This window comes from Citrobacter sp. RHBSTW-00859 (assembly GCF_013729795.1).
GTDB lineage: Bacteria > Pseudomonadota > Gammaproteobacteria > Enterobacterales > Enterobacteriaceae > Citrobacter > Citrobacter braakii.
The window spans coordinates 653,238-666,700 of the sequence record NZ_CP056284.1; the positions used below are offsets into that span (position 1 = coordinate 653,238).

10 protein-coding genes and 1 pseudogene are annotated in these 13,463 nt (G+C 55.1%); 5 read left to right on the plus strand and 6 right to left on the minus strand.

Annotated elements, in window-relative coordinates; all coding sequences use genetic code 11:
• Positions 1-116: 116 nt before the first annotated feature.
• The 5 genes from HV302_RS03270 to HV302_RS03290 are packed head-to-tail and all read right to left on the minus strand — an operon-like array spanning position 117 to position 5,744.
• Positions 117-1,175, minus strand: coding sequence for a glycoside hydrolase family 130 protein (locus tag HV302_RS03270; RefSeq protein WP_049283294.1), 1,059 nt, complete (start codon positions 1,173-1,175; stop codon positions 117-119).
• Positions 1,159-2,742: an alpha-glucosidase gene (locus HV302_RS03275; RefSeq protein ID WP_181626904.1), complete on the minus strand. Its 1,584-nt coding sequence runs from the start codon at positions 2,740-2,742 to the stop codon at positions 1,159-1,161. Before HV302_RS03275 ends, HV302_RS03270 begins: the two co-directional genes overlap by 17 nt.
• A gap of 11 nt (positions 2,743-2,753) precedes the next feature.
• Positions 2,754-3,581, minus strand: a complete 828-nt coding sequence (locus HV302_RS03280; protein ID WP_181626905.1) for a carbohydrate ABC transporter permease — start codon at positions 3,579-3,581, stop codon at positions 2,754-2,756.
• Entirely contained in the window at positions 3,582-4,448 is an 867-nt protein-coding gene (locus HV302_RS03285) for a carbohydrate ABC transporter permease (RefSeq protein ID WP_181626906.1), read from the minus strand.
• Positions 4,449-4,457: 9 nt separating this feature from the next.
• Positions 4,458-5,744 (minus strand): ABC transporter substrate-binding protein, encoded by a 1,287-nt coding sequence (locus HV302_RS03290; protein WP_181626907.1) that lies wholly within the window; start codon positions 5,742-5,744, stop codon positions 4,458-4,460.
• A gap of 211 nt (positions 5,745-5,955) precedes the next feature.
• Between HV302_RS03290 and HV302_RS03295 the strand changes: the two genes are divergently transcribed.
• From HV302_RS03295 to HV302_RS03310, 4 genes and pseudogenes are all read left to right on the plus strand, one after another.
• Positions 5,956-7,002, plus strand: coding sequence for a LacI family DNA-binding transcriptional regulator (locus tag HV302_RS03295; RefSeq protein ID WP_181626908.1), 1,047 nt, complete (start codon positions 5,956-5,958; stop codon positions 7,000-7,002).
• Between the two features lie 25 nt (positions 7,003-7,027).
• A complete protein-coding gene (locus HV302_RS03300) occupies positions 7,028-8,416 on the plus strand; it encodes a phosphomannomutase CpsG (protein WP_181626909.1) in 1,389 nt (462 codons plus the stop codon).
• A pseudogene (locus HV302_RS03305) lies at positions 8,413-9,479 on the plus strand (ABC transporter ATP-binding protein). The gene HV302_RS03300 and the pseudogene HV302_RS03305 overlap by 4 nt, the downstream one beginning before the upstream one ends.
• A 141-nt stretch (positions 9,480-9,620) precedes the next feature.
• Positions 9,621-11,639 carry an oxidoreductase gene (locus HV302_RS03310; RefSeq protein WP_047499171.1) on the plus strand — a complete coding sequence of 673 codons (2,019 nt, stop codon included), beginning with the start codon at positions 9,621-9,623 and terminating at the stop codon, positions 11,637-11,639.
• 56 nt (positions 11,640-11,695) lie between these two features.
• Here the strand turns inward: HV302_RS03310 and rlmG are convergent, their stop codons facing one another.
• Entirely contained in the window at positions 11,696-12,832 is a 1,137-nt protein-coding gene (rlmG, locus tag HV302_RS03315; protein WP_016157532.1) for a 23S rRNA (guanine(1835)-N(2))-methyltransferase RlmG, read from the minus strand.
• Positions 12,833-12,915: 83 nt separating this feature from the next.
• Between rlmG and HV302_RS03320 the strand changes: the two genes are divergently transcribed.
• The gene (locus tag HV302_RS03320; RefSeq protein WP_016154609.1) at positions 12,916-13,416 is read left to right on the plus strand and encodes a M48 metallopeptidase family protein; all 501 of its coding nucleotides are present in this window, start codon (positions 12,916-12,918) and stop codon (positions 13,414-13,416) included.
• The last annotated feature ends 47 nt before the right edge of the window (positions 13,417-13,463 follow it).

Here is a 13,463-nt window from a genome sequence, read left to right on the forward strand (position 1 = left end):
TCTTCTGTTGTGTACTTTCATTATTTGCAGCAAAGATTCGTCCACCAGCGGCCGCAACGTGTGAATCGCCCCCCTTGCCAGAAGGAGGTTTAGCAACCCAGAACGCTCTGCGGCATTTATTTAACCCCCAGATGCCGCCACAGTTTGTCCAGCGGCATTGTCGCCAGCGCCACACACTCATCGGCGGCGCCGTACCAGACGTGCAGCGTCTCATCGCGGATCAGCGCCCCACAGGTGAACACCACGTTGCCGAAGAAGCCTTCGCGCTCGTAGGGCGCATCTGGCTCCAGCAACGGTACCGGTGATTTCGCCAGAATGCGGGTCGGCTCGTTGAGATCCAGCAGCAGCGCGCCAAGGCAGTAGCGCTGATCGGCATCCACACCGTGGTAGATCTCCAGCCAGCCGCGATCGGTTTTTAATACCGGCGCGCCGCCGCCTGATTTACGGCAGTCCCAGGCATCGCCGGACCGTCCCAGCAGGTGGCGATGGTTGCCCCAGTGCAACATATCCGGCGACTCGCAGATCCAGATTTCCGGATGACCGAAGTGGCACGGGGCCGGACGGGTCAGGGCGTGATATTTACCGGCGATCTTTTCCGGGAAAAAGCAGACGTCGCGGTTGTCCGGACAGAGGATCAACCCTTTTTTCTCCACCGTGACAAAATCTTTGGTCACCGCCAACGCGGTAGAGATCCCCAGCGACGACACCGCCGAGTAGTTGATGTACGCGGTATCATCGATGCGGGTGATCCGCGCATCTTCGCAGCCGAACTCTTCATATTGCGTATCGGCGATGATAAACGGCTGGCTGTCAATCCGGAAGTTCACCCCGTCGCGACTGCGCGCCAGACGCAGATGCGACATGGAGGTCAGCCACACCCGCGCCGGATCGCTTTTCAGCACGATCACCCGCGGATCGCTGAAATCATAGCGTTCATCCCGACGATCAAAACTCGCGGTGGCCTGTACCCAGCCCGCATCGGTTTTTTCCAACAGCGGTACGACACGCTGCTGCGGATCGGAATTGATCACGCTTTCCGCCACCCGCAGCAGCAAAACGATCTCCCCGTCACACTCCGTTACGCCAGCATTGAAAACACAATCGACCTTCCTGCCGGGCAGTGAAGGCGTCACGTCCGCCGGGGTAATCAACGGGTTTTTACTGTGCCTGTCCATGTACTCTCCTTTTGATCAAACATTGATTCTTGCCAATCCATTGCGCGTCCTCCCCGTACAGCACTTCAGCCTCAATCTCCTGCCACGGATTGCGAACGGGCGCACCAAAGTTGATGGCGACCCAGACCTGCTCCGCCGCCGTCGAACGGGTAAACCAGACGCATTCGTCAGTGAGGTCAAGCGAGTCCTGCTGTCCCTGATGCAGCGCCGCAACGCGGCGGCGCAGGGCGATAAGCAGCCGGTACTGATGCCAGAACGATGTTTCATCCTGCTGCTGGCGCTCCGCGTTAATCAGGGCGATATCGCCGCCGACGGGCATCCACGGCGCGACGGAGGAAAATCCGCCAAAGGGGGCGTCGCGCCAGGGCAGCGGCGCGCGCGAACCATCCCGCGAATGTTCAATAGCCAGCGCCAGCGCCTGCTGTGGGCTGCTGCCTGCGGCAAGGGCGGTGCGGTAATGGGTTTTTCCCTGTATATCAAAAAGCTGCTCTGCCGTTTGCGGACGGTAGTCGGTCACCCCCAGCTCTTCGCCCTGGAAGATAAACGGCACGCCGCTCACCGTTAGCTGGAGCGCCAACACCGCCAGCGCCCGCCCGGTATCGCGCTCGTTTTCGCCAAAGCGGCTGATCATCCGCGACATATCATGGCTGGAGAAAAACAGCGTCGGTAAACCCGACTGCGCAGCCAGCGTAGTTTTTAACTGGCTGAAAAGACGGGAAACATCAAAGGTTTTCTGGCTGCCGATATTAAAATTAAACACCACGTCCATCAGTTGCGGACTTTGATAGCGGCTGAGCACGTCAGGGTCCTCGCTGCCGATTTCGCCAATCAGGAAATAGTCACCCTGCGCCCGAACATGGGCACACAGCCGTTGCAGCGTCTCCGGGAGTCGCGGCTGATTAACGTCAAATTCATGGCGCTGCTCGCCGTTCTCTTCCGGGTTATCAGGCCCAATGCCGTCGGTAGTAAGAAAGTTGATGACGTCAAAGCGAAAACCGTCCACCCCCTGCGTAACCCAGAAATCCACTACCCGGTAAATTTCCTGTTCCACCGCGGGGTTGGCCCAGTTGAGATCCACCTGGCCGGGCGCGAATTTATGGTAATAAAACTCGCCGGTGTCTGGCTCAGCGGTCCACGCGCTGCCGGAAAAGAAAGAACGCCAGTTATTCGGCTGGCGGCGAAAAAGGAAATAATCACGATAGCGGCTGCCCGGATTATTCCACGCATCGCGAAACCAGGGATGTTCAGAGGAGACGTGATTGACCACCAGATCGATAATCACCCGAATGCCTCTGGCATGGCAGCCGTCAACCACCCGGCGAAAATCGTCGAGAGTGCCGAAACGGGCGTCAACGGCGCAGTAATCGCTGATATCGTAGCCGTTATCCACCAGCGGAGAGGGATAAAACGGCGTGATCCACACCGCGCCGATGCCCAGCGCCTGCAAATAATCCAGCCGGGAAATCAGGCCCGGAAAATCGCCCAGCCCGTCGTTATTGCCGTCGCAAAACGAAGGCAGATAAATTTGATAACAGGTACACGCCTGCCACCACGGTTGCTTTTTCACCGTCACGTTCCTTATTTCAGTGATAACGACATGCCTTCGAGGAAGTATTTTCTGAACAGAATAAACAGGACAACGATTGGCAGCATCTGCACCACCGACCCCGCCAGCACCGGTCCCAGGTAGATGCCATAGGATTTGCTGAAGGTGGCGAGCAGCACCGAAAACGGCATTTTGTCCACTTCGCGCATCACGATCAGCGGCCAGAGGAAGTTGTCCCATGAGCTGGAAAAGGTGAACAGCGCGACAATCGCCAGAATGGATTTATTGAGCGGCATCATCACATGCCGCAGGATCCCCCACAGGCTGGCGTGATCGAGCCTTGCGGCGTACAGGTAATCATTCGGCGTGCCTTTAAAGCTCTGCGAAACCATAAAAATGCCCCAGGCGCTCATCGCATACGGCAGGATCATCGCCCCGTAGCTGTTGATCAGCCCCAGTTCACGCATCAGGACAAACTGTGGAATGATGAACATAAAGACCGGGAAAACCATCTGCACAATCAACAGGTTGCGAAACGCATTTTTGCCGCGAAACTCGGTTTTCGCGACGGCATATCCCACCAGCATTGAGGTCAGCGTGACGCAGACGGTAATGGTGAGCGACACGAACAGCGAGTTAACCAGGGTGCGCAAAAAAGGTTTGTCCGCCCGGTTGCTGTTATCCAACAGAAAAGCGTAATTCTCCAGCGTCAGATGACCGGAAAACAGCCCGGTCGTGTAGATTTGCGCCGTCGGTTTCAGCGAGGAGATCACCATCCAGATAAAAGGATAGAGCCAGGTGAGCGCCAGCAAAAACATCACGGCGTGAATGAGCAGCGTTAAGGGAGTCAGTTTCTTCATTCACACAATCTCGATATGTTTTTCGAATACTTTGCGGAAGACCCAGATGGCGAGGAAACTGCATGCCGCAACGATAATCGACATGGTCGCCGCCCAGGTTGGCTTCATTTTCTGGAACGCCACTTCATACATCACCACCATCGGACTGGTGGTGCTGTTGAGCGGTCCACCGCCGGTGATAAGATACGGCTCGGTAAAGATGCTGAACGCCACGGTAATCGCCAGCACCATCACCATCACGATTTGCGCGTTCATCATCGGCAGGGTAATCGCCCAACTTTGCTTAAACTTCCCGGTTTTATCCAACTGCGCCGCGCTGTAAATATCCGCGGGGATCGCCACCATCCCGGAATAGAGAATCAGCCCGTAATAACCAACGAATTTCCAGGTAACAATTAACGCAATGGATAACATGGCGCAGTCAGGGTTGGTAAACCAGGGTACAGAGATGCCGAAACTGGTCTGTAAAAATTGATTGACCGGCCCGTATTCGCTGAACAGTTTTGCAAAGACGATGGAATAGGCCACCCCCGAAGAGATATTCGCCAGTAAAAAGCTCAGGGCAATAAAACTTTTCCCATACTTAATTTTTCGTAATCCCGCGGCAAACAGCAGCGAGGCAAGAAAGACAATCGGGATATACCACATTAAAAAACGGCACACGTTCCACATCGACTGCCAGAATAACGCGTCATGAAACACGCCAATGATATTCTGTAATCCGCTAAACGTCGGCGTGCCAATAAATTGCCAGTTCGTCACGCTAAGCACGACCAGCCAGCACAGCGGATAAAACCAGAACAGCAACGAATAACCGATCCACGTGGAGGCCAACAGGCCTCCGGTGCGGGATTCATATCCAGCCATTTTTTCCCCTTATTTCGCCAGCAATGTGTTAATTTCCTGCGCGGATTTATCGAGGGTGGCTGCCGGATCGGCGTGGTTGAAAATGACCTGCTCCAGCATCTGCGTCATGCTGCGCTGAATCTCCGTGGTTTGCGTAGTGGCCGCTGGCGGCAGCGCGACGTCCACGTAAGATGCGATCGCCTTCTCCAGCGGGTTTTTCTCAAAGTAATTCACAAACAGCGGATTACTCATTAAATCACTGCGTGCTGGCGGCATACCGGTCAACTCCAGCCAGCTCCGGTCGTGCTCGGCGTTGTTAAAGACCCACTGAATAAACGCCCACGCCTGCGCTTTGCGCTTGCTGGAACTGAAGATCACCACCCCTTTGCTGTCGCCGAACGTATACGGGTGCGCGTCGCCTTTCTCGGTGAGCATCGGCCCAATTTGCAGCGTTTTGAGGATCTCCGGATACTGCTTGTGATAGCGAGCGATATCCCACGGACCGCGCGCGGACGCCAGCACCTGTCCGGTCGCTAACGGATCGTCGGCGGCGGTGAAGTCGTAGCTGCTCCACTTGCTGTTAAAGACTTTCCCCATAAAGGTCAGTACCGCCTGTCCGGCAGGATCGGCAAACGTCGCCTGATGACCCGCGAGGTAAGGTTTACCGCCGTTTTGCGCATAGTAAAGCGGAATAAAATCGAACCAGCGTTCCCACCAGTTTTTCCCGGCGGTCATCTGGATAACATAGCCGTTATTATCCGCCGCCCGGCGCTCTGCCAGCTGATAAAGCTCATCATAACGGGTCGGAACATGGTCAAAACCATACTGCTTGAGTAAATCGCCCCGCCACCACCAGACGATAGGATTAATATAGATTGGCAGAACGTGTTGCTCGCCGTTTAATTGCCAGGCAGGAATAATTTTGCCCATCTGTCGGTTATTAACGAGTTCATTAAAACCACTCATTTTAGACAGGTCTTCAAGCTGACCAATTTCCACCAACTGGCTGGCAAAACCGATAAAGATATTACTGGAAATATCGGGTTCCGTGCCGGAAGCCAGCGCGTTCATTATTGCCTCTTCAGAACTGCTGGCGGCAGGAATGGGCGTAAATTCGACCGGGGTATGCGCCGGGTCTTTATTCCATTCTTTAACCATAGTATTCCAGAAGGCTTCTTCATTTTCGTTTGGTGCCACCCACATTTTAATTGGCGTTTTTGCTGTCTCTGCGGATTTTTTATCATCCGGACCGCAACCAGAAATACAAAATGTGAATAGTACACAGGCTGTTAATTTAGCTAATATTACAATTCTCACGATAATTCTCCATTTACTTTCAATAAGTATTGATTTACCGCTACCCTGCTATTGAATGGAGCGTAAATTAACACCCCCTTTTTATGTTTAACGTTAAACAAATCACAAAACGATTTTTGTTTAACGTTAAACTTTGCATCAACGTTCAACACAATGGACGATAGAAATAAATAATTCACGCCAATATATAAACCCAGCAAATATATTAAACATGAAAATAAACGTTAATGATAATAAAGATAAGAAACGTATTACGATAAAATTATTGGCCAAGATTATGGGTATTTCCCATACCACGGTGTCGAACGCATGGAATAATCCGGAAAAATTATCTCCGGAGCTGCGCCAGCGAATTTTGCAATATGCCAGCGAGCTTGGCTTTCAGGGACCGGACAAGCTGGCGCGCGCGCTGCGTACCGGCAAATCTGACACCATCGGCGTGATATTCAACGACTCTATGAGTTACGTGTTTATCGATCCCCACGACATTGCGCTGATGCGGGGGATCGCCGTCCAGTGTGAAGAACAAAACGTCAATCTGGTCTTGATCCCTTTGCGTAAGCGGCAACAGACGCCGCTCAACACCCTGGTTGATGGCTATATTCTCAACGCCACGCATAACAATGCGGCCATGATCCAGCACGCGCTGGCTCATGGGCGTCCGGTGGTCACGCTCGATTTTCAGTTTCCCGACCACAGCAGCGTCTCCATCGATAACGCCTGCGCCATGCGCGATATTGCCCGCTATCTGGCCGATAAAGGTCATCGACATTTCGGCATCATCGCCTTTCCATCACAGCCCTCGGCACAGGGAATGTGCGATTTGACCGCCCCCGTCACCGGCGACAACCTGCTGATGCTCTCCCGCGTGAATGCCTGCCGGGAGGTTTTCCAGCAGCACGGCTTCGCCCTTGATACGTGCTGGCTGTATCAAACCCGACACGATGAAGAACACGGCGAACAGGCGGCCAAAGCGTTACTGGAAACCCATCCGGAGATCACTGCGCTTATCTGCCTTTCCGATCGCTTCGCCGTCGGCGCGATCCACTACTGCCAACGGCAGCAGCTGGCGGTTCCGCAGCGGGTTGCCGTTACCGGTTTCGATAATCTCGCCGTTGAGGTGGCGGGAATACGTCTGACCACCATCGCGCAAGACGCGGAAAAGAAAGGGGAAATGGCCGTCAAATTGCTGCTCACCAGAGGACCGGTGACCCACTATGAATTGCCTTACCAGCTCATCATTCGGGAGTCAGCCTGACTCATTAATTACAGAAGAGTAGATTATGGATGAACTAACCTGTTTTAAAGCCTACGACATTCGCGGTGAGGTTGGCGTCAACCTGACGCCGGATATCGCCTTTCGCATCGGTCGCGCTTACGTCGCCTGGCGCCATCCGCGCCGGGTAGTGATCGGCGCCGACATTCGCCTTAGCTCGGAATCGTTAAAATCCGCCGTGACCGACGGGCTGATTTCCAGCGGCGTGGATGTTATCGACATTGGTCTGTCAGGCACCGAAGAGATCTATTTCGCCACCCGGGAACTGCGTGCCGACGGCGGCATTCAGATAACCGCCAGCCATAATCCGGCGCAGTACAATGGTATGAAGCTGGTGCGCGAAGAGGCGCGTCCGATCAGTAACGACAACGGCCTGCTGGAGATAAAAGCGCTGGCGGAGCGCAACGACTTTGCACCGATTGTCCATCGTGGCAGCCTCATCCCTTATGATAATCGCCCCGCCTGGATTGCCTGCCTGCTGCGCTTCCTTCAGCATCCGCCGACTCGCCCACTACGTATTGTGACCAACGCCGGACATGGCACCGTCGGGCCTGCGCTTGACGCGATCGCCGACGGACTGGCCCGTGCGGGCGTTCAGATTGAGTTTATTCGCCTGCACCATCAGCCGGACGGTCATTTCCCGGCAGGCGTGCCGAATCCGATGCTGACGGAAAACCGCCTCATCACCCAGCAGGCGGTTATCGAAAATCAGGCTGATTTCGGCATCGCCTGGGATGGCGATTTCGATCGCTGCTTCTTCTTTGATGAGTGTGGCCGCTTTATTGAGAGCTACTACCTGGTTGGCCTGTTCGCCGAGCACTTCCTGCAACGCTCCGCAGGCAGTCACATCATTCTCGACCCGCGCCTGACGTGGAATACGCTGGACGTTGTAACTCGCTGCGGCGGAATCCCGGTCATCAGCAAAACCGGGCATGCCTTTATCAAAGCGCGAATGCGCGAAGAGGACGCGGTCTACGGCGGAGAAATGAGCGGCCACCACTACTTCCGCGATTTTGGCTATTGCGACAGCGGAATGATCCCACTGGTATTGCTGCTGCAAATTATCGGCAGCGACAGCCGTCCGCTGTCGGCGTATATCGAACACGCCCAGGTACGCTTTCCGGTTTCCGGCGAAATCAATCTGACGGTGGCCGATCCGCAATCGGTCATGCAATCCATCGCCTCTCACTATCTGCAAGCCGGTGGCCTGCGTGACGATTGCGATGGGTTGAGCATCGACTTCGTTGACTGGCGCTTCAACTTACGCGCCTCCAACACCGAGCCGCTGCTGCGCCTGAACGTGGAAACCCGCGCGGATACGGCACTGTTGGCGCGCAAAACCGATGAACTTTTAACGCTGATTGCAGCCTGGGATTCTGACAAGGAGAGGTTATGACCGCGCTAAGCCTGAGCAATATTCATAAAGCCTGGGGCAAGAACACCATCATTGAAAATCTGTCGCTGGAGATCGCCTCCGGGGAGTTCATTGTGCTGGTTGGCCCTTCCGGATGCGGGAAATCCACACTGCTGCGGATCATCGCCGGACTGGAAATCCCCGACGGCGGTAAACTGGTGATGGGGGGAAAAGAGGTTACCAGGCTTGCGGCGGGCAAACGCAACCTGTCGATGGTGTTTCAGTCCTACGCCCTCTACCCGCATATGACCGTCAGGGAAAATCTGTCATTCGGTTTACGTAATATCAACACGCCCGCCGCCGAGATTGATAAGCGGGTCGCTCACGCCGCCAGCATGCTGAAGCTGGAAGAGATGCTGGACAGGCTGCCGCAGAATCTGTCCGGCGGGCAGCGCCAACGTGTGGCGATCGGGCGTTCTATTGTCCAGCAACCGGAACTGTTTCTGTTTGATGAACCGCTGTCTAACCTGGATGCCGCGTTGCGGGTCGGGATGCGCCAGGAGATCCAGCAACTGCATAACACCCTGAAAAACACCATGATTTATGTAACGCACGATCAGGTGGAGGCGATGACGCTGGCCGATCGCATCGTGGTGCTTTACAAGGGAAAAATTGAGCAGGTGGGCACGCCGCTGGAGCTGTATAACACCCCGGCAAACCTGTTTGTCGCTGAGTTTATCGGCACGCCGAAAATCAATGTTCTGCCAGCGGTATGGCGTGAAGGCGCGCTGCATATCGCCGATAACCTCGTCTTCCGCCTCACCGGTCAGCCCGCAGGCGTTAGCGACGGGGACAAACTATTTGTCGCCATCCGCCCGGAGCATATGCAGTACCAGCAGACCGGGGATTTCACATTGCAAGGTCGTACCCGGCTGTGTGAATTACAGGGCGACTCCACGCTGGTGTGGTTGGATTTGGCCGGCCCCCCGTGTGCCTGAAGTCTTTTCAACAGCTTAGCTTCATGCCGGATACACCGCTTACGCTCACCGTACAAGAGTCGCACCTGCACCTCTTTGACGGCCTGGGTAAACGACTGGCGTTCTGACCCACTTGCCCTTGCGTCCGCAGGGGCATTTTTTGAATCCCATCACAATCACGGCATTCCCCTTTTCCCTTTTACGCGGCGACGGCTAAATTATTAACTCATCCGACCACATAACAATAATTTTACATACTGGACACCTTTATGAGCTATCCGTCGCTGTTCGCCCCGCTCGATTTAGGCTTCACCACGCTTAAAAACCGCGTGCTGATGGGTTCAATGCATACCGGGCTGGAGGAGTATCCCGACGGTGCAGAACGGCTGGCCGCGTTCTACGCCGAACGCGCCCGTCACGGCGTAGCGTTAATTGTGAGCGGAGGTATTGCGCCTGCGCTTTCCGGCGTGGGGATGGAAGGCGGCGCGATGCTGAACGACACCAGCCAGCTTGCACATCATCGTGTCATTACCGACGCCGTGCATGACGAAGGCGGCAAAATCGCCCTGCAAATCCTGCATACTGGCCGTTACAGCTACCAACCGCATCTGGTGGCACCTTCTGCCATTCAGGCGCCAATCAACCGCTTTACGCCGCATGAGCTGACGCACGATGAGGTGCTGCAGTTGATTGAAGATTTTGCCCACTGCGCTCAACTGGCGCGGGAAGCGGGCTATGATGGCGTCGAAGTGATGGGCTCGGAAGGCTATCTCATCAACGAATTCCTGACTCTGCGTACCAATCAGCGCAATGACGAATGGGGCGGCGAGTATGCCAACCGCATGCGTTTTGCCGTGGAAGTGGTGCGCGCGGTACGCCAGCGTGCCGGTAATGACTTTATTATTATCTTCCGCCTGTCGATGCTCGATCTGGTGGAAAACGGCGGAACCTTCGACGAAACCGTCCAACTGGCGCAGGCGATAGAAGCCGCAGGGGCGACCATTATTAACACCGGTATTGGCTGGCATGAGGCGCGTATTCCCACTATTGCCACCCCGGTGCCGCGCGGTGCGTTTAGTTGGGTGACACGTAAGCTGAAAGGGCATGTGACGATCCCACTGGTCACCACCAACCGCATTAACGATCCTCAAGTCGCCGATGACATTCTGGCCCGTGGCGATGCCGATATGGTGTCGATGGCCCGTCCGTTCCTCGCCGATGCCGAACTGCTGTCAAAAGCGCAAACCGGGCGAGCGGATGAGATCAATACCTGTATCGGCTGTAACCAGGCCTGCCTGGATCAGATCTTCGTCGGCAAAGTCACCTCTTGCCTGGTGAATCCGCGCGCCTGCCATGAGACCAAAATGCCGATCGTTGCCGCCACTGTGCCGAAAAATCTGGCGGTTGTCGGAGCAGGTCCTGCAGGCCTCGCCTTCGCCATTAATGCCGCCGCACGCGGTCATCACGTGACATTATTTGACGCGCATAGCGAGATTGGCGGGCAGTTTAATATCGCTAAGCAGATCCCCGGCAAAGAAGAATTTTATGAAACCCTGCGCTACTACCGCCGGATGATCGATGTGACTGGCGTGTCGCTGAAGCTGAATCACTTTGTCAGCGCACGCGATCTGTACCCCTTCGATGAAGTGATCCTCGCCAGCGGGATCGAGCCACGTATGCCACCGATCGAGGGGATCGCGCATCCTAAAGTGCTGAGCTATCTCGACGTCCTGCGCGATAAAATGCCGGTGGGCAAACGCGTAGCGATCGTTGGCTGCGGCGGGATCGGTTTTGATACCGCCATGTATTTGAGCCAGCCCGGTGAGCCCACCAGCCAAAACATTGCGGAATTCTGCGTGGAATGGGGGATCGACACCAGCCTGCAACAGCCTGGCGGCTTACGCCTGGAAGGCCCGCACTTATCCCGCAGCCCGCGCCAGATAGTGATGTTGCAGCGCAAAGCCAGCAAACCGGGACAAGGTTTAGGGAAAACGACGGGCTGGATCCATCGCGCCACCCTGCTCTCACGCGGAGTGAAAATGATCCCGGCAGTTAGCTATCAGAAAATTGATGATGATGGCTTACACGTCGTGTTGAACGGTGAACCGTTGATCTTTAACGTGGATAACGTGGTGATTTGCGCCGGACAAGAGCCGCGCCGTGAGCTGGTCGATCCGCTCCACGCGGCGGGTAAAACGGTGCATCTGATCGGCGGCTGCGATGTGGCGATGGAGCTGGATGCCCGACGCGCTATTGCCCAAGGGACGATGCTGGCGCTGGAAATTTAACAGTATGTATTTCGTAGGCCGGATAAGGCGGTCACGCCGCCATCCGGCACACACGATTAGCGGCGGCGACCGGTTTTGACCGCTTTCAGTACCACGAATTTATTATTGGTGGCGATGGTCACGCAGTTGCCGAAAATCTTCTTCAGCTTGTGGAAGTAGTCAAGGTGACGGTTAGCCACAATGTACAGCTCACCGTTGATTTTCAGGCAGCGACGAGCGTGGTGGAACATCTCCCAGGCAATGTTATCCGTCAGCGCGTGCTTCTGGTGGAACGGTGGGTTACACAGCACGGCGTTAAAGCGGAACGGTTCGACGCCCGACAGCGCGTTGTTGATCATAAACTCACAGCGATCCAGCGCTTCAGGCATGTTACTTTCCACGTTCAAGCGGCTTGAAGCCACCGCCATCGGCGATTCATCAACAAATACCACGCTGGCTTCCGGGTTCTTCGCCAGCAGCGTCATACCGATGACGCCGTTACCACAGCCGAGGTCAACAATCTCCCCTTCGAGGTTTTCCGGCAGATGCTCGATAAAAAAGCGCGCGCCGATATCCAGTCCGGTACGGGAGAAGACGTTGGCGTGGTTATGGATAGTCCATTCGGTACCTTCCAGCTTCCAGCTTAGCGTTTGCGAGGCAGCGGCCAGCTCAGGTTTGCTGAACGTACAGTTGATTAAACGGGCTTTTTTCCACGCCAGCGTGGTGGTGGTTGGACCCAATACTTTTTCAAACAGCTCCAGCGTCGAGGTATGCACATCACGCGCTTTTGCCCCGGCGATGATACGCGTTTGCGGCGTTACCACTTCGCGCAGTGCGCGCAGTTGCTGCTCCAGCAGCGCCATGGTTTTTGGCAGCTTAATCAGCACCACGCCCGGCGCCTGCGGGTAGTCAGCCGTACTGTCGAGGAACTTGACGCTCGACTCGGCAATATCGTTGTGACGCAGGTTCTCGCGTGTGGCAAGCTCGCTGAGATAAGAATCGCCGATGCTGTACGGCGAATGTTGCGCCAGCGCACAGCCCAGCGCGCCAAAGGTATCATTCAGGATTAGCACCGGGCCGCTAATCTCGGTATCGTCCAGCTGTTGCAGCAGATATTCATCTGCCGCTTCCCACGCCAGCAGCGGGTTAACGTCATCCGTTTCCGGGAAACGTTTAAGTGACAGCGAACGGAAACCGTTGTCTATGTGGCTCATCGGCCCTCCTGAATGGTAAAATTTCGGCGTATCCCTGAAAAGGGTGCGTGAGTATACACTTTTTATGATTGGCATGGGCAAAGATGAACCAACTAACTTATCTCCAGGGCTACCCGGAACATTTGCTTTCTCAGGTGAGAACGCTGATTGCTGAACAGCGTCTGGGCGCAGTGCTGGAGAAGCGCTATCCGGGGACGCATGATTTCGCGACCGACAAAGCGCTCTGGCAATATACTCAGGATCTGAAAAATCAGTTCCTGCGTAATGCCCCGCCGCTGAATAAAGTCATGTATGACAGCAAGATACACGTTCTGAAGAATGCGCTGGGGCTGCATACCGCCGTATCTCGCGTGCAGGGCGGTAAGCTAAAAGCCAAAGCGGAGATCCGCGTTGCCACCGTGTTTCGCAATGCCCCTGAACCTTTTTTACGCATGATCGTCGTTCATGAACTGGCGCATCTGAAAGAAAAAGAGCACGACAAAGCGTTTTACCAGCTGTGCTGTCATATGGAGCCTCAGTATCATCAACTGGAGTTCGATACCCGCCTGTGGTTAACGCAACAATCGTTAAAGCAAACTGCGTAGTTGCGCACTGGCTTTGTCTTCAGGGCATGCTAAATTGACGAAAGGAT

Excerpts from the sequence above, each read along its gene's own strand:
- HV302_RS03270 (WP_049283294.1), bottom strand. The coding sequence starts at position 1,175 with ATGGACAGGCACAGTAAAAACCCGTTGATTACCCCGGCGGACGTGACG.
- HV302_RS03280 (WP_181626905.1), bottom strand. The coding sequence starts at position 3,581 with ATGAAGAAACTGACTCCCTTAACGCTGCTCATTCACGCCGTGATGTTT.
- HV302_RS03285 (WP_181626906.1), bottom strand. The coding sequence starts at position 4,448 with ATGGCTGGATATGAATCCCGCACCGGAGGCCTGTTGGCCTCCACGTGG.
- HV302_RS03295 (WP_181626908.1), top strand. The coding sequence starts at position 5,956 with ATGAAAATAAACGTTAATGATAATAAAGATAAGAAACGTATTACGATA.
- HV302_RS03300 (WP_181626909.1), top strand. The coding sequence starts at position 7,028 with ATGGATGAACTAACCTGTTTTAAAGCCTACGACATTCGCGGTGAGGTT.
- HV302_RS03310 (WP_047499171.1), top strand. The coding sequence starts at position 9,621 with ATGAGCTATCCGTCGCTGTTCGCCCCGCTCGATTTAGGCTTCACCACG.
- rlmG (WP_016157532.1), bottom strand. The coding sequence starts at position 12,832 with ATGAGCCACATAGACAACGGTTTCCGTTCGCTGTCACTTAAACGTTTC.
- HV302_RS03320 (WP_016154609.1), top strand. The coding sequence starts at position 12,916 with ATGAACCAACTAACTTATCTCCAGGGCTACCCGGAACATTTGCTTTCT.